Raw genomic sequence first — 19,347 nt, forward strand, 5'->3', positions numbered from 1 at the left:
CGCATGGAGCCACCCGACGGGTGCGTCCGTTGACACGCTCGGGGCGCGGGCTGCGAGGTGGAGATGTGCTCGGTATGACAGCGCGGAACGACAGCGAGGCCGGCTCGGTGCTGGCCCCGTGGCGGGTGTACACGCCACAGCAGGACACCGAGTTGCTGACCCAGGCCCTGGACCGGGAGCACGTGCCGGCGGGAGCCGCTGTCCTCGACGTGGGAAGCGGGGCCGGGGCGCTCGCCCTGGCAGCGGCCCGGCGTGGCGCGCAGGTCACCGCCGTCGACACCACCTACCGGGCGGTCCTGGCCACCCGGCTCAACGCCCGGCTGGCCGGCCTGCCCGTCGAAGTTCTCCAGGGTGATCTGTTCGGCCCGGTCGTCGGACGTCGGTTCGACCTCGTCGTGAGCAATCCGCCCTACGTCCCGACCCCTGGAGCCGTCCCGAGTCGCCGCCAGGCCGCGGTGGCGTGGGACGCCGGTGCCGACGGACGTCTCCTGCTGGACCGGATATGCCGTGGCGCGCACATGTCGCTGCGCCCCGGCGGTGTGCTGCTGCTCGTGCACTCGGCCCTGTGCGGCATCGCGCCGAGCCTGGCCGCCCTGGAGCGGTCCGGACTCACCGCCCGGGTGTCCGACCGGCGACTGGTGCCCTTCGGCCCCGTGCTCCGCTCGCGCGAGGCCTGGCTACGCGAGCAGGGGCTGGTCGACGCCGACGAGGAGAAGGAAGAGCTGGTGATCATCCGTGCCGAACGGACCCATTGAGCCATCACGCCGCGTCACGCTGACGAGCGACGGGCCGATGCTCGTCGAAGGACCGGTCGAGGTCGTACTGGACGACGGGAGCACCGTGCGATCGGACCGGTTCACCGTCGCGCTCTGCGTCTGCCGACGCAGCCGGACCTACCCCTGGTGCGACACCAGCCACCGTTCCCGGGACAAGAGGCGGACCGCATGACCACCACCGCACCCGCCGCCCCTGACCACACCACCGGCCCCGTCCTGCCGCGCGGCAGAGGCGAACTCTCCCGCACGGTCCTCCAGGCCCTGACCCGTCCCGCCGGGACGCCACTGCCGCAGCGGGTGACAGCGGCGCACGCCGACCCGTACGGGGACGATCTGCAACTGGCCCTCTACCTCTGCTACGAACTGCACTACCAAGGCTTCGCCGGCGTGGACCCCGCATGGGAGTGGGAGCCCGCTCTGCTGCGGCTGCGAGCACAGATGGAAGAGCGCTTCCTGTCCGCGCTCCGCACCGACGCCGGCCCGCCGCGAACGGCGGAAGACGCGCTGGCGGAACTCCTCGTGGAACCCGTCGAGCCCGACGGGCCCTCCCAATTCCTCAAGGAAAGCGGAGAGTTGTGGCAGTTCCGCGAGTACGCGGCCCAACGCTCCCTCTACCACCTCAAGGAAGCCGACCCGCACGCCTGGGTCATACCGCGCCTGACAGGCCGCGCGAAGGCCGCGATGGTCGCAGTGGAGTACGACGAGTTCGGCGCCGGACGGCCCGAGCGCATCCACGCCCGGCTGTTCGCCGACCTCATGGCGGACCTCGACCTGGACACCGCCTACGGACACTACGTCGACACGGCCGTCGCGGAAATGCTGACGATCGTCAACCTCATGTCCCTGTTCGGACTCCACCGAGCGTTGCGCGGAGCGCTGGTGGGCCACTTCGCAGCCGTGGAGACCACCTCGTCGCCCGGCTCACGACGTCTCGCCCAGGGCCTGCAACGCGTCGGCGCGGGCCCTGCCGCCGTCCACTTCTACGCCGAGCACGTCGAGGCCGACGCGGTCCACGAGCAGATCGTCCGCCGGGAGGTCGTCGGCGGTCTCCTCGCGTCCGAACCCACCCTCGACGAGGACATCGCCTTCGGCGTCGACGCCACCGAATGGGTCGAGAACAGGCTCGGCACCCACCTCCTCACCGCCTGGCGAGACGGCCGCACCTCACTGCGCACACCGTTGTGACCGTCCGGCGGCACCCGGGCGGCTCCGTGGGGTGGGCTGCGAGGCGGCGGGATTGCGCCGTGATCTCGGCACGAGAAATGGGTTGCCGTTGAAGATCGTGACGCGAATGCTTCCACCATGAAGATGCACGCCAACCAGCTGACGGTGTCACCTGAGACGGTGCGTACGTTGGTGGAGCAGCAGTTTCCTGAGTGGCGGAGTCTGCCGGTCAGGAGCATTGACTCGCAGGGCACGGTCAACGCCATCTTCCGTATCGGTGATCGGTTCACGGCCCGATTCCCTCTTGAGTCCGCGGACGTCGAGTCGACGCGGCGCTCGCTGGAGTCCGAAGCGGAGGCGGCAAGCGAACTGGCGGGTCGCACGCGTTTCCCCACACCCGAGCCGGTCGCACTGGGTGAACCCGGGGCAGGCTACCCGCTTCCGTGGTCCGTGCAGACGTGGCTGCCCGGCGTCGTGGCCGCCGACGAGGACCCGGGTGAATCCTCGGCGTTCGCCCGTGACTTGGCGGATCTCATCGGTGACCTGCGGGCGATCGACACCCAGGGCCGCACGTTCGCCGGCACCGGCCGTGGTGGCGATCTGCGGTCCCATGACGCGTGGATGGAGACCTGTTTCCGTCACAGTGAGCAGCTCCTGGATGTTCCTCAACTGCGCCGCATCTGGACGACTTTGCGTGATCTTCCGCGAGGCGCGGCTGAGGACGTCATGGCTCATTGCGATCTGATTCCCGGCAACGTGCTCGTGTCCGCTGATCGGATCGCCGGAGTTCTCGACGTCGGCGGCTTCGCGCCGGCTGACCCTTCGCTGGATCTGGTGAGTGCGTGGCATTTGCTCGAGGCCGGACCGCGGCAGGTGCTCCGTGATCACCTGGGTAGCGGCGACCTTGAATGGGAGCGAGGCAAGGCGTGGGCGTTCGCTCAAGCGATGGGGTTGGTCTGGTACTACGTCAAAAGCAACCCGGCCATGAGCCGGATGGGCCGACGATCCTTGGAGCGGATCATGGCGGACGAGTCGCTCGTGTGACGTGAAGTATCGCTACGGCGAACAGGCGCGCCTCAGGCACCCGTTCCCGCCCCCAGCCGTGTCGTCGTCTCCATGAGCGACCTGGTGAACGGGTGACCGGGCGCGGTGAGAACCCGTTGGGCGGGCCCCTGTTCGACGAGTTCACCGGCGTCCAGGACGGCGATGCGGTGGGCCAGGGCGGCGGTGTCCAGGTCGTGGGTGATCAGGACGAGGGAGAGGTCGTCGCGGTCGTGGAGCAAGGTGGTGAGGATGGCGAGGATGCCCCGGCGGGTGACCGGGTCGAGGCCGGAGGTGATCTCGTCGCAGATGAGGACGCGGGGACGGGCCAGCAGGGCGCGGGCCAGAGCCGCGCGCTGGAGTTCGCCGCCGGAGAGCTGTCCGGGGCGTCGGCGGACCAGGTCCTCGGGGAGGCCGAGGCCGGTCAGTGTGGTCAGGGCCTCCTGCGTCGCGGCGGCCGTCGTGGTGCCGCGCAGGCGGATCGCGGTGCGGGCGATCTGGTGCAGAACAGGTCGGTGTTCGTCGAAGGCGGCGCGTGCGTCCTGGAAGACGTACTGCACGGCGGCCAGTTGGGCGCGGGTGCGGTCGCGCAGGCTGCGTGGCAGCGGGGTGTCGTCGAGGAGGATCTCGCCGTCGTGGTCTCGGTGGAGTCCGGCCAGGCAACGGGCGAGGGTGGTCTTGCCGCTTCCGGAGCGGCCGACGACGGCCAGGCTTTCGCCCGCGCGCAGGTCGAGTTCGGGGACGCACAGCACTGGGGCCGTGACGCCGTGGTGGGCGGTGAGGTCGCGTAGCCGCAGGATGGGGCGGCCGGGCCCGGTCGCGCCCTCCGTTTCCGTGAACGCCGGTTGCCCGGACAGCAGTTCGCGGGTCCATTCGTGTCGAGGCGCGAGCAGCAGATGCCGCGCCGGGCCCGATTCCACGATCCGGCCCTCCCGCATGACGATCACCTCGTCGGCGAGCGCTCGTACGACGTCCAGGTCGTGGCTGAGCAGCACGACGGCGATGCCGCGTGCGGCGACGGCCGCCAACTGGTCGACGACACGGCTCTTGGTCAGGGCGTCCTGCCCGGTGGTGGGTTCGTCGGCGACGATCACCCGGGCGCCGAGCAGCAGGGCCTGGGCGAGGACGACGCGTTGCTGCTGGCCGCCGGAGAGCTGGTGCGGGTAGCGGCGCAACAGGGTGTCGGCGTCCGGGAGTTGGGCGTCGGCGAGGGCTCGCAGGACGCGTGCGCGGGCCGCTGTCCGGCGCCGGGCGCGGGGCAGGTGGCGTACCTGGGCGCGGGCGATGTCCGTCAGGAGGGCGGAGATACGGCGGGCGGGGTTGAGAGCGGTGGCCGGGTGCTGGGGGATGTAGCCGACCAGGCCGTCGCCCACCAGGCGTACGTCGCCGGTGACGTGGGCGCCCGGCGGGTACTCGCCGAGCAGGGCGAGGCCGGTGGTGGTCTTGCCGCTGCCCGAGGCGCCGACGAGGGCGGTGACCTTGCCGGGGAGGGCCTTGAGGCTCACGGCGTCGACGATCGCCCTGCCGTCGATCTCGACGCGCAGGTTGCGGATCTCGGCCACCGGCGCGGCGGAGGCGTCGCCCGCCTGGTCTGTCGTGTCGTCTGTGTGGTTCACGGGCGTGCTTCACTCCCTGCCCGCTCGCGGGCGATCCTCGTTGCGTTCGGGAGCCCCGGGCCCCGGCGGCGGTCGTTCGCGAGCGCGGCGTCGAACAGCAGGTTGGTGCCCATAGTCAGGGCGACGATCAGCAGGGCGGGCGCGATGACGGCCCACGGCTGGACGACCAGACCGGTGCGGTTGCGGTCGACCATGACCGCCCAGTCGGAGGCGTCCGGGGCGACCCCGACACCGAGGAACGCGGCCGTGGCGACCAGGTACAGCACGCCGGTCAGCCGGACTCCGGCGTCGGCGGCCAGGGTGCGCAGCATGGAACGGCCGACGTATCCGACGGCCATGCGCCACCAGGTCTCGCCCTGCATGCGCAGCGCCTCGATGGCGGGGCGGGCGGCGGCCTCCGCGGCGGCGGCACGTACGAGCCGTGCCGCGTCGGGTGTGTTCACCAGCGCCACCAGCAGGGCGACGCCGACAGGACCGGGGGAGAACACGGTGGCGGCCAGCAGGATCAACAGGAGCGAGGGGACGGCGAGCAGGACGTCCAGGGGGCGCATCAGCAGCTCCTCCAGCCAGCGCCGATGGGTGAGCGCACCGATCAGGCCGACGGGGAGCGCGACGAGATACGCCAGGACGGTCGCGGCGAGGGCGGTCAGCACGACCGGCCGGCCCCCGTGCAGGACCTGCTGCCACACGTCCCGGCCCACGAAGTCGGTGCCGAGCCAGTGACCGTCGCCGACGGTGAAGGACGCCGTCCGCGGCCCTGGTTCGCCGGCGAACAGCGGACCCAGCAGCGCGAGCACGAGGGGCACGGCGATGACCGCCAGACCGAGGGCGAAGCGGGCGCCGCGTCGTGTCGTCATGCGGCCACCCCCGCCCGAGGCGCGAGCCGGTGGGCTACGAGATCCGCGCCCAGATTCAGTACGACGGTCAGCACGCCGAACACCACGGCGAGCCCCTGGACCACCGGCACGTCACGTTCGGCGACGGCGTTGAGCAGCACCGTGCCGAGTCCCGGGATCACGTAGAGCGCCTCCACGACGATGACGCCGCACAGCAGCCAGTCGATGGTGCGGGCGAGTTGCTGGACGGCGGGGGCGAGGGCGCTCGGCAGGGCGTGGGTGTAGCGGATGCGGGCGCCGGAGATGCCGTAGCGGCGGGCCTGGGCGACGTAGGGGGAGGCGAGCGCGTCGATCATGCCGGCCCGCACCAGTCGGGACAGGGAGCAGACCGGGCGGGAGAGCAGGACCAGTACGGGCAGGACGAGTGCGGCCGGGTGGCCGAGCAGGTCGGTGCCGTAGCCGACGGCGGTCGGCGGCAGCCAGCCCAGCCGCAGTGCCAGGACGCTCACCAGCAGCACACCGAGGGCGAACTCGGGCACCGCGTACACGGCGAGCGTGGCGGAGCTGATCAGCCGGTCGGCGAGGCGCCCTTCGTGGCGGGCGGCGAGCACGCCGAGGCCGAAGCCGATCGGCACGAGCAGGGTCACGGTGAGCGCGGCCAGCAGGAGGGTCGGGCCGAAGCCGTCGGAGATGTACTGGCCGACCGGGCGGCCCGAGGTCAGCGAGGTGCCGAAGTCACCGCGCAGCAGACCCACCGCCCAGTCGGCGAGCCTTTCGTACGCGGGCCGGTCGAGGTGCATGGCCTCGCGGATGGCGGCGATCCGGGCGGGGTCGGGCTGATCGCCGGCGAGGGCCACCGCGGCGTCGCCCGGCAGCGCCTCGGTGAGCGCGAAGACCAGCAGCACCACGGCCACGGTCTGCACAACGCCGAGGATCAGCCGCCGGGCGACGAAGGAACGCAGTTGGCTCACGCGAGCCAGACCTTGTCGAAGCGGGCCCAGTCGAGCGTGTTGGCGGGGGCCTTGCTCTCAACTCCCTTCACTGTCTTGGCCGTTGCGATGATCCAGTCGGCGAACCCCCAGATGAGGAAGCCGCCCTCGGTGTACAGCCGGCGCTGCATCCGCTGGTAGAGGGCCGCCCGTTCGGTCTTGTCGCGGGTGGACTGGGCCTGCTCGTACAGGGCGTCGAAGTCCTTGTGGTGCCACTTGGTGGCGTTGGTGGTGGAGCCGGTGAGCAGGCGCTGGCTGATGTGGGCCTCGATGGGCATGGCGCCGGAGCGGTAGCAGGACAGGGTGCCGTTGTCGAGGATGTCGGCCCAGTAGGAGTCCTTGCTGCCCATCTTCACGTCGATGGTGACGCCCGCCTTCTTCGCCTGGTCGCGGAAGATGCTGGCGGCCTCGGTGAATCCGGCGGCGACGGCCGAGGTGTCCAGCGTGACCTTCAGGTTCTCGGCGCCGGCCTGCTTGAGCAGGGCGCGGGCCTTGTCGAGGTCCTGTTCGCGCTGGGGGAGGGCGTCGGCGTAGTACTCGTAGCCCTTGCCGAACAGGTCGTTGCCGATCACACCCGCGCCGGACAGTGCGCCGTCGAGGAGTTCCTGGCGGTCCGCGATGAGGAAGAACGCCTCCCGGACCCGCTTGTCGTCGAAGGGGGCTCGGTCGGTCTTCATGCAGAACGCCTGCATGGCGCTGCCCTGGAGCCGGACGATGTCGATCTGGCCCTTGCCCTCGTAGGCGCGGGCGGTGGTGGGGTTGAGCTCGTGGGCGTACTCGACCTGGCCGCCCAGGAGGGCGTTGACGCGGGCGGACTCCTCGTTGGCGACGACGAACTCGAGTTCGTCGAGGTGCGCGGCACCCTCCCAGTAGTCGTCGTAGCGGCGGAAGACGGCGGAGCGGCCAGGAGTGAAGGAGACGAACCGGAAGGGGCCGGAGCCGACGGGCTTGGTGTCGAAGTCGGTGGCGTGTTCGGGGACGATGTAGGCGCCGAACGCGGCCAGGACGTTGGGGAATTCGGCGGTGGGCCGCTTGAGGACGAACTCGATGCCGCGCTCACCGGTGGCGCGGCTGGCGTCGAGGTCGATGGGCTCCAGGGACGCCTTGGCGCGGAAGGCCTGCTCGGGGTCGGCGATGCGGCGGTAGCTGTAGAGGACGTCGGCGGCGGTGACCGGCCTGCCGTCGTGGAAGGTCGCCTTGCGCAATGTGATCTGCCAGCGGTCCAGGGTCTTGTTCGACTCCCACTTCTCGGCGAGGCGGGGCTCGGCGGACAGGTCGGCGCCGTAGTCGGCGAGCTTGTCGTAGAGCGCCTTGGCCCGGGCGGCGTCGGCGAAGAGGTTGGCCAGGTGCGGGTCGAGGGTCTCGCTGGCGCCACCGCCCGCGAACGCGGCCCGCAGCCTTCCGCCTTGCTTGGGTGTGCCGTCGCCCTTGGCGTCGGAGCCTTCGCTGCCGGACCCGCCGCACCCGGTGAGGGCGAGCGCGCCGAGCGAGGCGGCGCCGGTGGCGGCGAGGAAGCCGCGGCGGTGCAGGCCGGAAAAACGTTCGTCGTTCATGGGGTTCCTAGAAGTGTGGTGTCAGCGGGTGGGATTCAGGCGCGCGACGAGATGCAGCCGGTCCGCGTCCGTCGCGTTGCCGGGCAACTGGCCTTCCTGCCAGGGAAGGTCGGTGCGGGGGCCGGGCCCGTCGTGGAGTTCGAGGACGTCGAAGCCGTGCGTGGCCAGCAGATGCCGAAGCTCCTGGGGGAACAGCAGCCGCCACGCGGACCGCTGCTCGACCGGCTCCGCGTCGTTGCTTGCGGTCCACACGCGTGTACGGCGGAGGAGTTGGGCCGCACGGTCCACGGTGAGCGTGGTGCGGGACCGGTAGGCGGTGCCCTGCCAGGTGAAGGAGTTGACGGCAGGGGTGTCGAGCAGGTCGGTACGGCCGAGGAAGTACGCGCCGTTGCGCATCTCCGCGACCAGCAGGCCGCCGGGGGCCAGGGCGCGGCGGCAGGATTTCAGGAACGCGTCGAGCTGGTCGTTGGTGTGGCAGTACAACAGGGCGCTGTCCAGGCACACGACGGCGTCGAACACGCCCCGGCCCAGGTCGAAGCCGTGCAGATCGGCATGGACGTAGTCGGGCCCGGGGTGGTGGACGCGGGCGTGGGCGAGCATCGCCTCGGAGACATCGGCGCCAGTGACCCTGCGGCCGGCGCCGTGCAGGTGGGCGGCGTCACGGCCGGTGCCGCAGCCCATGTCGAGCACACGCACTCCCGCACCGTGCCGCTGGAGGCAGTCCTCGGTCCAGCGTCCGGCCAGCCGGTCGGGATCGGGAAAGCGGGCCTCGTACAACTCGGGGTTGTCGGTGAGCAGGTTGTGCGCAGTCGTCGTGGAAGTCATCTCGTCCCCCTCCTCAGACCGTGGCCGCTACGGCGGGCTTCGACGGCGTCGGCAGTGACCCGAGCCGGCGCAGCCACGCCACGCCCAGCGCGGAGGCGAGCCCGAACAGGGCGCAGCACGCCCACGGAAGCCAGCCGGCGTCGCCCCGCTCCCCGGTGTCCATGGCCCAGCCGACGACGGTGTTGCCGACGGCGGCGGCGATGCCGGAGACGACGTAGAAGATGCCGAAGTACGTGCCGGTCAGCTCCGGGCGGCCGAAACCGGGGATGAGCTCCATCACGAACGGCTGGGCGATCATCACTCCGAGGTAGAGCAGCAGGGCGCCGATCAGGACAGGCAGCGCGCGCAGCGCCGCGTGGGCCACGCTGTCCGGAGTGTCGGAGCCGAACGCCACCAGCGCGGGCGGCACGAACGCCAGCGCCATGAGACCCAGGCCCGTCGCGATCCAACGCGCCCGGTCCCCCCGCTCCTTGAGGGCTCGGGTGATGCGCAGTTGCAGTGCCAGGTTGGTGAGGGTGCCGACGAGGAAGACGAGTCCGGCGGCGCCGTCCCAGCCGGTGGCCCGGCGGGCGCCGTCCGGCAGCAGCAGGTACAGCTGGTTCTCCAGGGCGAACATGCCGACCATGGCGAGCGCGAAGGCGAGGAAGGCGCGGTTGGCCAGGACCTCGCGCCAGTCCCCGAGGACCGTGCCCTTGCTCTGCTCGACTTCCCGGGTCGGCAGCACGAGGGCCTGGGCGACGGTGAGGGCGGCGAAGATCGCGGCGGCGGTGAGTGCGGACGTGCGGAAGTCCACGAGCAGCAGTGCGCTGCCCAGCAGCGGTCCGATCAGTGCGCCGGTGGTGGCGAACACGTTGAACAGGGCGAACGCCTCTGCTCTGCGCCCGTCTGCCTCCTGCGCGATGTAGGTGCGCACGGCGGGGTTGAACAGGGCTCCGGCGAGCCCGCTGAGGACGGACGCGGCGAGCAGCACGGCCAGGTGGTCGCCGAGCGCGAACAGGGCGAAGCCGACGGTGCGCAGCGCGCAGCCGGCGATGATGACGCCGCGTGCGCCGAGCCGGTCGGAGGCGGAGCCGCCGATGATGAACAGCCCCTGCTGGCTCAGGTTGCGCACGCCCAGCACGATGCCGACGACGGCCGCCGACATGCCCAGGTTGTCGGTGAGATGGGTCGCCAGGTAGGGGATGAGCAGGTAGAAGCCGATGTTGACGCCGAGCTGGTTGACCAGCAGGAGCTGGACCGCGAACGGGAAGCGCCGCATCTCACGCCACGTCCTCATGGGCCACCACCTCCTGAACTCCCAGGCCGGGACGGTCACTTGCGCGTACGACGCCGTCCTTGCCGCCGATACCGGTCCACGGGTCGTGGGCCAGCAGCAGGTGTCCGTCGAGGTCCACCCAGCGGGCCCGGTCGGCGAGGTGGACGGCGGGCGCGAGACCGAGGCTGCTGGCGGTCAGGCAGCCCAGCATCAGCTCCGTGCCGCTGCCGTCGATCAACTCGGCGATGCGCAGGGCCGCATGGACCCCGCCGCACTTGGCGAGCTTGACGTTGACGCCGTGGACTCGGCCGGCCAGACGGCGTACGTCCGCCAGGTCGACGGCGTCCTCGTCGGCGATGACCGGCAACGGCGAGCGTTCGGCCAGCGCGCCCAGCGCTTCCGGTTCGCCGGGCGCGATGGGCTGCTCGACGGCCTCGACGCCCAGGTCGGCGAAGCGGGGCAGCAGCGCCTCGGCCCGCGCGACCGTCCACGCGCCGTTGGGGTCGAGCAGCAGCCGGGCCCGGGGCGCCGCGTCGCGGATGACGCGGACGCGCTCCACGTCGTCCTCCGGGTCGGGGGTTCCCGCCTTGACCTTGATGACCTCGAAGCCGGCCGCCGCGAGAGAGCGGGCCTGGGTGGCGGCGTGGGCGAGTGAGGTGATGCCGATGGTGCGGGCGGTGGCCGCGGCCGGCGGTGTGGGCGCGCCGAGCAGCCGGTGCACGGGCCGGCCCGCGCGCTTGCCGACGAGGTCCAGCAGCGCGGCTTCGACGGCGGCGGTCACGGCCGGGGGAGTGCCCTCGCCGGCCAACTCGCCTGCCCGCAGGGCCTCCAGGGCGCTTTCGGGGTCGCGGAAGGCGGTGAGGGCCGTGCCGGCGGCGGTGAGGAGCCGTTCCAGTGTCGGGGCGTCGAGCCGGTAGAAGACGCTGCTGACGGCTTCGCCGTGGCCACTGACGCCGTCGCGTTCGACGGTCAGCCACACGGCGTCGCGGGCGGTCATGGTGGAGCGGGAGATGCGCAGCGGCTCGGCGAGTGCGAGGCGTACGGTGCGCAGGCTGGCCTTCACAGGGTCCTTTCCGGGTGAGGTACGGGCTGGGGTACGGCCTTGAGCGGGTCGCTGACGCGGGTGCAGCGCACCCAGCCGGTGGCCTCGGCCGCGCCGGGGTGCGGGATCTCGACGGGGCGACTGGCCGCCGTGGTGAGGTCCAGGCCGTGGGCGGTGGCGAAGTCGTCGTCGTAGACGGTGCCGAGGTAGCGGTGCGGGCCGTCGGGGAAGACGGTGGCGACGACCGCGCCGGCGTGGACGCGGGCGGCCCAGGCGGCGACGCGGGCGGCGGCTCCCGTGCTCCAGCCGCCGCTGACGAAACTGGCGCGGGCCAGGCGGCGGCAGCTGTCCACGGCCTCGGCCGGGCCGACCCAGTGGACCTCGTCGAAGGCGTCGTAGGCGACATTGCGCGGATGGATGCTGCTGCCCAGGCCGCGCATCAGCCGCGGCCGGGCGGGCTGTCCGAAGATGGTGGAGCCGGTCGAGTCGACGCCGATCAGCCGTAGCGCGGGCCAGCGCCGCCGCAGCGGGCCGATGATGCCCGCGCTGTGGCCGCCGGTGCCGACGCTGCACACCAGGACGTCCAGGTGGTCGAGCCGGTCGACGAGTTCGGCGGCGAGGGAGGCGTAACCGGCGCTGTTGTCCGGGTTGTTGTACTGATCCGGCCAGTACGCGCCGGGCAGCACGGCGAGCAGCTCCCGCAGCCGGCCCAGCCGCGCGGCCTGCCAGCCGCCCTGGGCCGCCGGGCGGTCCACGATCTCCAGCCGCACCCCATGGGCACGCAGCAACTGCCGCATGGACGGCTCCAGTTCACTGTCGCCGACCAGCACGACGGGATGACCGAGCACCTGACCCGCGAAGGCGAGCCCGACGCCGAGCGTGCCCGAAGTGGACTCCACCACCGGTGCGCCGGGCCGCAGTTCGCCGCGCTCACGGGCCCCCAGCAGCATCGACACCGCGGCCCGCGCCTTCATCCCGCCCGCCGCGAGCCCTTCGAGCTTGGCCCAGAAGCCGGGCTGCGGACCGGGCAGGTCGGCGGTGATACGGACCAGGGGGGTGCGGCCGAGCAGAGCAAGCAACTCCGGGCGTTCCGGGCGGGCCAGGGAGCGTACGGTCGTCGTGGTCATCGCCCGTCCTTCGGGCGGGGGCCGCCATAGCGGTGCACGGTGCCGGGGCCGCCGTCGAGCCAGAAGAAGGGGTACGGCTCGGCGCAGACCGCGCTCACCCCGTGGCCGAGGAAGCGGGGCAGGACGGCGCTGCCGGTCTGGGCGAACATCACCAGCTGCTTGCCGTGCGCCAGCGCGCGCCGCCGCAGTGGCTCGAAGGTGCCGTTGCCCAGCGTCATCCCGGACACCAGCAGGGCGTCACAGCCGTCGGCTGCGGCGAGTGCGTCGGTGACGACCGCCTCGCCCCACTCGGTCAGCCCGCCCTTGAGGTCACAGGGCACATAGCTCAGGCCGCGCGAACGCAGCCCCTCCAGCAGGGAGTTGACGACCCCCACCACCAGCACGGTCGCGCCCGGCGGCAGATCGAGCAGCTCGACGACTGCCCTCGCGCGGGACCGGGACTTCTCCAGCGACGTCCCGGCGGCCAGCGGCACGGGCAGCGCCCCATGCTCCGGAGTGTGCGGAGCGGCATGCATCAGATAGGCGTCCAGCGCGGCCACGCGCACCGCCGGCAGCGGATGCTCCAGCAGGTCGGCCACGCTCGCACCCACACACTCCTCGACCGCGTGGTCGGGCAGCGCCCCGGGCTCGACCGCGCATGAGCCGACGGCCGAACCGAGCCGCAGGCTGAGCACCTCGTTGCGGTAGCCCGTGCCGCGCCCGTCGTGCCGTACGGCCTGCCGGGTGGTGAAGGCGACGGCGATGCGCTGCGAGGACGGATCCGGGCCCACCTCACCGGCGCGGACGCCGGCCAGGAGCTCGTCGTAGGACTCGAAGGTCGTGCGGGCTATGCCGGTGACGGCGGTCATCGGATCACCAGCCCGGAGGCCAGTTCATCCAGCACGGCTTCCACGCGGCCGCGGGCGCCCAGTCCCTCGGCGTCGCCCGCCATGACGTGCCCGAGGTACTCGTTGTTGCTGCCCGCGGCCGTCACCTGCTTGCCGGGCTCGGCGAGCTGCACCTCCAACACGTCTGGCGCGTCGCGGAGTTCGCGGCCGTCCAGCTGGGCGAGCGTGCCCGAGGCCGTGGGTACGAGGAAGCCGATGGCGGCGCTGCGCAGCCCGGTGTCGCCGCCTCGCAGGTCGGGTTCGCGGCCCAGGGAGACCTCGACGAAGGCCGCGGCCAGGTCGATACCGGTCACGTGGCGGACCAGCTCGGTGATGCGGTTCCCGGCGGGCCGAGGGTTGACCTCGACCACGCGCGGACCGGCCGAGGTCAACTTGATCTCGGTGTGTGCCACCACGCCCTCGGTCAGGCCGAGGGCCTTGAGCGCGGCCAGCGCGGTCTGCTCGGCGGCCTCGGCGTCGTCGGTCGGCAAGGCGGCCGGGAACATGTGCCCGGTCTCGATGAACGCGGGTGCCCCGCCGATGCTCTTGTCGGTCACGCCCACCACGTGGACAGCGCCCGCGTGCGACACCGTCTCGACGCTCACCTCGGGGCCGTCCAGCAGCTCCTCGATCAGGACGGCGGGGTGGCGGCGCTGGCCGCGGGCGTTGACCGGGAAGTCCGCCAGCACTCGTACGGCGGCGGCGAGTTGCTCTTCGTCGTCCACGCGCCGCACGTACATGCCCGCGCACAGGTCGACCGGCTTGACGACCAGCGGGTAGCCGATCTCCCGTGCCGCACGGGCGAGGTCGGCCCACTCCACGTGCACGGCGAAGCGCGGCCCGGGCACCCCCGCGTCGGCGAGGACCCGGCGGGTGGCGTCCTTGCGGCAGGCGTTCTCGACCGCCTCCGGGCTCGAGCCCGGCAGGCCGAGGTGCCCGGCGATCCGGGCCACGGTCGGCAGGTAGTAGTCGCAGGAGGTGATCACGCCGTCGAAGTGCAGCACCTGGTGCAGCCGCTCGATCTGCGGCAGCAGCGCGTCGGTGTCGTTGGTGTCGGCGGTGAGCACGTTGCGGGCGCCGAGCAGCGGGTGCGCCGCCCCCTCGGGCGCCGAGCGGAGGTAGTGGTGCAGGTCGCGGGTGAGGAACGAGAACTCGTGCCCGCCCTCCCGGATCGCCCGTGGCAGCAGCCTGCTCATCGACCCTACCCAGCTCTCGACCATCAGCAGATGAGCCACAACTCCCCTTTACGTGCAGGCGGTTCAGATGTCAGGGCAGCCCGGAGGGCCCTCGGGCGGGAGGGGCCGGGCCTTGCGCCCCGCACACGCTAGCGATAATCATTTTCATTTACCAGTCCCTTACCGCTGCCGTCGGGAGCCAGACCGTTGCCTCATCCCAGTGCCGTGCTGCTCGCCCTCACCGCCACGATGACCCCGCTTCCTGCGCAGGCCACCGCCCCCGAGACGCAGACGCTCCACTTCGACGCCTGCCCCGGCTCCGTACCTCGGCCCGCGGCCCCGGACCGCGTCGAGTGCGGGCGGATCAGCGTCCCGCTCGACTGGAACCACCCGCGAGGACCGCGCATCGAGGTGGCGGTCTCCCGCGTCCCGGCCACCGGCACCCCCGCCGAACGCCGTGGCGTCCTCCTGGTCAACCCCGGCGGCCCGGGCGGCTCCGGCCTGCCCTACGCGGTCACCAAGCGCGCCAAACTCCCCGAGAGCGTGCGGCGTTCCTACGACGTCATCGGCTTCGACCCGCGCGGAGTCGGCCGCAGCGCACCGGCCGACTGCGGCGCCATGGGCGGCCTCTTCGACAGCCCGGGCGCCGACCCCGTACCCGTCGGGCCCGCCGCGGAAAGCGCCTATCTGGCGGGCCTGCGGAACATGGCCGACGACTGCGCGGCGGGCGCCGGCGACGTGCTGCCGTACCTGTCGACGGAGCAGACCGTCCGGGACATGGACGCGATACGCACCGCACTCGGCGAACCCAGGACGAACTTCCTCGGCGTCTCCTACGGCACCTACCTCGGCGCGGCCTACGCCGCCCGCTTCCCGCATCGCACCGGACGCATGGTCCTCGACAGCGTCGTCGGCCCCTGGGACCCGTACGACTTCGACGTCATCCAGAGCCGGGCGCTGCTGCGCCAGCGCGACACCTTCTTCGCCTGGACCGCCGCCCATCAGGACCGCTTCGACCTCGGCGCCGGCGCGCAGTCGGTACGCCGCGCCTACCTGCACGTGCGTCAAGGGCTCACCGCCCACCCGGTCGCCGGCTTCGGCCCGGCGGAGTTCGACCGCGCCGTCTACCGCGCTCTTGGCCGCACCGAACGCTGGACAGGCCTCGCCGACGGCCTGCGCACCTACCTGCGCGAGGGCAGCCCCGACGCCCTCCGCCCCGCCACCGCCTTCGACAGCCCCGACTCACGCACCTACGAAGCCGCCAACCGCCTCGTCAAGTGCGCCGACGCCCCCGCACCCGCCCCGCACCGGATCCTGTCGGACATCCGCCGCACCCGGCACCTGGACCCCCAGCCCGTCCTGACCGGCATGGAGGCCTCCACCTGCGCCTACTGGCACCACCGCCCCTCCCACCGCACCCCACTCGGCAGCCCCGACGCCCCGCCCCTCCTGCTGGTCGCCTCCGCCCACGACCCCGTCACCCCCATCGAGGGAGCGCACCGACTGCGCCGCCTCCTGCCCGGCTCCCGCCTGGTCACCCTCGACAACGACTACTCCCACGGGGTCTTCGCCAGTCGCGGCAACGCCTGCGTCGACGAGACGGCGGCGGCGTATCTCGTCGACGGGACCGTGCCGAGGGCGGACGTGCGCTGTACGGGGCCCGGACTGCCCGCGGGGCAGTGACCTCCAGCAGGCCGACGCCTGTACGACTCCGACGGCTGGCAAAGCGGCAACACCGTGAGCTGCTACAAGGGATCTCGCACTTCTTCTCCCTCAGCCGCGACAGCAACGGCCACGACCACTTCCCCGACTACGGGGGCGATGACCGAGCCGCCGGATACAACTACCGGACCCGCTCGGTCGCTGTCCGCCAGATCAGGAGGAAGGGGCGTGCGCGGCGAGGATCGCGTCGGCCTCCCGCAGGTGCCGGCTGACCGGGCCGAAGGAGATGAGGCCGCTCCCGGCGGCGGACTCCGCTTCGGCGGCGGCCAGTTCGTCGCGGGCGCGGCGCAGGACCGGCAGGTGCCCCACGGACGCGGCGGCCCGGGCGAGGACGCACCACAGTGCCTCCTGGAGGAGGTCGTGCGGCGGGCGGGGGACCTCGGTGAGGGCCCGGCGGGCCTGTTCGGCGGCGCCCGAGGCGGCCAGGAGCAGCGGTTCGAGCCAGGGGCGGTACGGGCCCGGGTCCAGGTGCGCGAAGTCGTCCGGGTCGGGCAGGGCGTCGCCCCGCATGGCCGGGACCAAGGCGACGAGGACGGCGGCGCCTCGGGTGAGGCCGGGCATGCCGCAATCGGCGGTCTCCGCCAGGAGCCGGGTGTACTGGGCGCGGGCGGCCGGCCAGCCGTCGCTCTCGCAGGTGCGCAGGGCCCGGTACCAGGCGGTGAACACGGTGGCCAGCGGCCGCTCGTGGCGGTGGGCGAGCCGGTCGACCTCCTCGGCCTGGGTGTCCGCCGCGGCGAGGTCGCCGAGTCCGGCGAGCGCCTGGAGACGGATCAGCCGTCCCAGGACCTCGTGTCCGGGCAGTTGGTGGTCGGCGGCCAACCGGGTCAGTTCGGTCCCGAGGGCGTCTCGGCGGGCGGCCGACCCACAAGTGGCGAAGGACTGCATGAAGGCGCCGTTGAGGGCGAACGCCAGCAGTGCGGGGTCCTGGAGGCGGCGGGCGTGGCGGACGGCCTCCTCGGCGGCACGCTGTGCGCGCAGCCGCCACGGTTCGGTGGCGGGAGGTTCGGCCGCCCGGGGAAGGGGGGCGTCGGCGGCGGCGTCGCCGCGTGACTCGACCGCGACGACCGACAGCAGACGGGCCCGCAGGGCGGGCGGTCCGTCCGGGCCGAGCCGGGCGGCGGCTCGGGCCGCGGTCCGGACCAGCTCACCGGCGTCCTCGGGCACGTCGGCGCGGGTCCACACGGCAGGGACGTCGTAGGAGCCGATGATCCTGGCGGCCAACTCGGTGTCGCCGGTCGTCTCGGCCGCCGCGACCAGGTCCCGGCGGTGCTCGCGTGCCTCTTCCAGACCGTCGGCGCCGGTCACCGCGAGGTCGCGCAGCAGGCCCGCCGTGGCGTGCAGCCGGGCCCGGGACCGGGCGGGCACCGACCGGTCCCATGCGGCGGCCGTGCGGTCCCAGACACCGTCCGCCGCTCCGGCCGGCTCAGTCGCGGAACCGGCCCGGTCACGGAGGATGCGGGCCTCGGCGCGGGCCAGGGCGGTTCCGCCCCTGGGGCCGTAGGCGCCGGTGAGGGACTGGCGGGCGTGGCGCAGCGCGTCCAGGGCCTCGCCGCGGCGCCCGGACCGGTCCAGCGCGGTCGCCAGCAGAACCCAGCCGTCCTCCCGGCCGGGGTGCGCGGCGACGTGCGCGCGCAGGTCGGCGACGGCGTCCCGGGCGGCACCGGTGGCCAGCAGCGCGTCGGCGCGCCGCTCGACGGCATCCAGACGCAGGGCCTCCAGCCGGGCCTGCTCGGCGGCGGCCCACGCCACCCCCGGGAAGTCGGCGAGGACCGGCCCGCGCCACCGGGCGAGCGCCTCGTCCCACAGGGCGACCGCCGCGTGGGGCGCGGCTTCGGCGGCCCGTGTGGCGGTGTCTTCGAAGCGCCACGCGTCGACCGCGTCGCGTGGGGCGCGCAGGGCGTAGCCGGGGCCGTCGGTGACCAGCAGCCGGGACGGGCCGCGGGCAGGACGTGCGGGCTCCAGCGCACGGCGCAGAGCCGCGACGAAGGTGCGGACCGCGCCGATCGCGCCGCCCGGGGGTTCGTCCTCCCACAGGTCGGCCACGAGCCGGCCTACGGGCACCACCCGGCCCCGGGCGATCAGAAGCCGTCCGAGGACCTCGCGGTGGCGCGGCGCGCCGAGCGGGAGGGGCGCGCCGTCGGGGTCCCAGGCGGCGACCGGTCCCAGCAGTCCGAACTCCACGCCCACGGCATCGTCCCTTCGCGGGCGGCGCCGTCCGTCCCGGGGTGCCGCATGTCCACTCATCGATCGCTGATCCGGGGGCCGCAACCTGGGTGCCGTCCCCGGGCGCCCCCGTCCGCCGAGGCCGACAGCCCGGGATGTCCACTCTGCCACGAGCCACAGGAGTCGCTGTGACACACCCGAGCATTCCCGGATTCACCGAGCACCGCGTGCCGGTCGGCGACGGCGTCACGCTGAACGCCGCCGTCGGCGGCACCGGCAGCCCCGTGATGCTGCTGCACGGTTTCCCGCAGACCCACCTGATGTGGCGGCACGTCGCCGCCGACCTCGCCGCCGACCACACCGTCATCTGTCCCGACCTGCGCGGCTACGGCGCCAGCGACAAGCCCGCCGAGAACGGGCCGCAGACCTACGCCAAGCGGACCATGGCCCGGGACGTCGTCCGCCTCGCCGCCGAACTGGGACACGACCGCTTCATCCTGGCCGGCCACGACCGCGGTGCCCTGGTCGCCTTCCGCGCCGCGATGGACCACCCGCAAACGGTGTCCCGCGCCCTGTTCCTCGACGTCCTGCCGACCCTGGACATGTGGGACGCCCTGCACGGGGTGAGCGGCGCGGTCGGCTTCCACCTCTACCTCATGGCCCAGCCCGCGGGCCTGGCGGAGCAGATGATCGAGGCGTCCGCCGACACCTTCTTCGCCTACTTCCTCGACGCCTGGACCAACGCCCCCGACGCGATCCCCGCGGACGTCCGCGACCACTACCTCGCCGCGTGTGCCGCGGCCGTGCCCTCCATCGTCGCCGACTACCGGGCCTCCGCCGGCGTGGACGTCGCGCACGACACCGCGGACCGGGAGGCGGGCAACCGGCTGGCCATGCCCGTCACCGTCCTCCAGCAGGACTGGGGCGCGGCCCTCGGCTACCACGCCCAGGGCTTGTGGAGCGCTTGGTCCGACGATCTGCGCCACCGCACCGTCTCGTGCGGCCACTTCATGGCCGAGGAGGACCCCAAGCTGGTCGCCGACGAGATCCGGGCCCTCGCGCAGCGCTGAGACCGGCCGGTGCCCGGCGGGGGAGTGGGGCCTCGGGAATCCCGTTGTTCGGTGACGGCGGACGGAGTCGGCTCGGGAAGCCGCCCTGCCGGTGTCAGCCCTGGGCCGAAACGGCTCCCGCACACCC

17 protein-coding genes are annotated in these 19,347 nt (G+C 72.9%); 6 read left to right on the forward strand and 11 right to left on the reverse strand.

The window, feature by feature from the left end; translation table 11 throughout:
• The first annotated feature begins 74 nt into the window (after nt 1-74).
• The 4 genes from ACFY0U_RS30325 to ACFY0U_RS30340 all read left to right on the forward strand — a co-directional run bounded on the left by ACFY0U_RS30325 (nt 75) and on the right by ACFY0U_RS30340 (nt 2,984).
• Nucleotides 75-755, forward strand: a complete 681-nt coding sequence (locus ACFY0U_RS30325; RefSeq protein WP_388641235.1) for a HemK2/MTQ2 family protein methyltransferase — start codon at nt 75-77, stop codon at nt 753-755.
• Nucleotides 736-948 (forward strand): CDGSH iron-sulfur domain-containing protein, encoded by a 213-nt coding sequence (locus ACFY0U_RS30330; RefSeq protein WP_388641236.1) that lies wholly within the window; start codon nt 736-738, stop codon nt 946-948. Before ACFY0U_RS30325 ends, ACFY0U_RS30330 begins: the two co-directional genes overlap by 20 nt.
• A complete protein-coding gene (locus ACFY0U_RS30335; protein ID WP_388641237.1) occupies nt 945-1,961 on the forward strand; it encodes an iron-containing redox enzyme family protein in 1,017 nt (338 codons plus the stop codon). Before ACFY0U_RS30330 ends, ACFY0U_RS30335 begins: the two co-directional genes overlap by 4 nt.
• A gap of 117 nt (nt 1,962-2,078) precedes the next feature.
• Nucleotides 2,079-2,984: an aminoglycoside phosphotransferase family protein gene (locus ACFY0U_RS30340; protein WP_388641238.1), complete on the forward strand. Its 906-nt coding sequence runs from the start codon at nt 2,079-2,081 to the stop codon at nt 2,982-2,984.
• A 32-nt stretch (nt 2,985-3,016) separates the two neighbouring features.
• Here the strand turns inward: ACFY0U_RS30340 and ACFY0U_RS30345 are convergent, their stop codons facing one another.
• Genes ACFY0U_RS30345 through ACFY0U_RS30390 form a run of 10 tightly spaced genes read right to left on the reverse strand, consistent with a single transcriptional unit; the run spans nt 3,017 to nt 14,325 of the window.
• A complete protein-coding gene (locus ACFY0U_RS30345; RefSeq protein WP_388641239.1) occupies nt 3,017-4,597 on the reverse strand; it encodes an ABC transporter ATP-binding protein in 1,581 nt (526 codons plus the stop codon).
• Nucleotides 4,594-5,454, reverse strand: a complete 861-nt coding sequence (locus ACFY0U_RS30350; protein WP_388641240.1) for an ABC transporter permease — start codon at nt 5,452-5,454, stop codon at nt 4,594-4,596. The genes ACFY0U_RS30345 and ACFY0U_RS30350 overlap by 4 nt, the downstream gene beginning before the upstream one ends.
• The gene (locus ACFY0U_RS30355) at nt 5,451-6,404 is read right to left on the reverse strand and encodes an ABC transporter permease (protein ID WP_388641242.1); all 954 of its coding nucleotides are present in this window, start codon (nt 6,402-6,404) and stop codon (nt 5,451-5,453) included. Before ACFY0U_RS30355 ends, ACFY0U_RS30350 begins: the two co-directional genes overlap by 4 nt.
• Complete coding sequence (locus ACFY0U_RS30360) at nt 6,401-7,975, reverse strand: ABC transporter substrate-binding protein (protein ID WP_388641243.1); 1,575 nt, start codon at nt 7,973-7,975, stop codon at nt 6,401-6,403. Before ACFY0U_RS30360 ends, ACFY0U_RS30355 begins: the two co-directional genes overlap by 4 nt.
• Nucleotides 7,976-7,996: 21 nt before the next feature.
• Nucleotides 7,997-8,800, reverse strand: coding sequence for a class I SAM-dependent methyltransferase (locus ACFY0U_RS30365; RefSeq protein ID WP_388641244.1), 804 nt, complete (start codon nt 8,798-8,800; stop codon nt 7,997-7,999).
• 13 nt (nt 8,801-8,813) lie between these two features.
• A complete protein-coding gene (locus ACFY0U_RS30370; protein ID WP_388641245.1) occupies nt 8,814-10,076 on the reverse strand; it encodes an MFS transporter in 1,263 nt (420 codons plus the stop codon).
• On the reverse strand, nt 10,060-11,118 hold the full coding sequence (locus tag ACFY0U_RS30375) for a mandelate racemase/muconate lactonizing enzyme family protein (RefSeq protein WP_388641247.1): 1,059 nt from the start codon (nt 11,116-11,118) through the stop codon (nt 10,060-10,062). The genes ACFY0U_RS30370 and ACFY0U_RS30375 overlap by 17 nt, the downstream gene beginning before the upstream one ends.
• Complete coding sequence (locus ACFY0U_RS30380) at nt 11,115-12,224, reverse strand: PLP-dependent cysteine synthase family protein (RefSeq protein ID WP_388641248.1); 1,110 nt, start codon at nt 12,222-12,224, stop codon at nt 11,115-11,117. The genes ACFY0U_RS30375 and ACFY0U_RS30380 overlap by 4 nt, the downstream gene beginning before the upstream one ends.
• Entirely contained in the window at nt 12,221-13,072 is an 852-nt protein-coding gene (locus ACFY0U_RS30385) for a Rossmann-like domain-containing protein (protein WP_388641250.1), read from the reverse strand. Before ACFY0U_RS30385 ends, ACFY0U_RS30380 begins: the two co-directional genes overlap by 4 nt.
• Nucleotides 13,069-14,325 carry an ATP-grasp domain-containing protein gene (locus tag ACFY0U_RS30390; protein WP_388641251.1) on the reverse strand — a complete coding sequence of 419 codons (1,257 nt, stop codon included), beginning with the start codon at nt 14,323-14,325 and terminating at the stop codon, nt 13,069-13,071. The genes ACFY0U_RS30385 and ACFY0U_RS30390 overlap by 4 nt, the downstream gene beginning before the upstream one ends.
• A gap of 147 nt (nt 14,326-14,472) precedes the next feature.
• Here ACFY0U_RS30390 and ACFY0U_RS30395 point away from each other — a divergent pair, with 147 nt between their 5' ends.
• Nucleotides 14,473-15,948 (forward strand): alpha/beta hydrolase, encoded by a 1,476-nt coding sequence (locus ACFY0U_RS30395; RefSeq protein WP_388641252.1) that lies wholly within the window; start codon nt 14,473-14,475, stop codon nt 15,946-15,948.
• A gap of 192 nt (nt 15,949-16,140) precedes the next feature.
• On the opposite strand, the gene ACFY0U_RS30400 is transcribed toward ACFY0U_RS30395, so the two are convergent.
• The gene (locus ACFY0U_RS30400) at nt 16,141-18,174 is read right to left on the reverse strand and encodes a BTAD domain-containing putative transcriptional regulator (protein ID WP_388641254.1); all 2,034 of its coding nucleotides are present in this window, start codon (nt 18,172-18,174) and stop codon (nt 16,141-16,143) included.
• A gap of 131 nt (nt 18,175-18,305) precedes the next feature.
• Between ACFY0U_RS30400 and ACFY0U_RS30405 the strand changes: the two genes are divergently transcribed.
• Nucleotides 18,306-19,220: an alpha/beta fold hydrolase gene (locus ACFY0U_RS30405; protein ID WP_388641256.1), complete on the forward strand. Its 915-nt coding sequence runs from the start codon at nt 18,306-18,308 to the stop codon at nt 19,218-19,220.
• Nucleotides 19,221-19,347 lie beyond the last annotated feature (127 nt).

The organism is Streptomyces sp. NPDC001536 (genome assembly GCF_042894505.1).
In the GTDB taxonomy this organism is placed as follows: domain Bacteria; phylum Actinomycetota; class Actinomycetes; order Streptomycetales; family Streptomycetaceae; genus Streptomyces.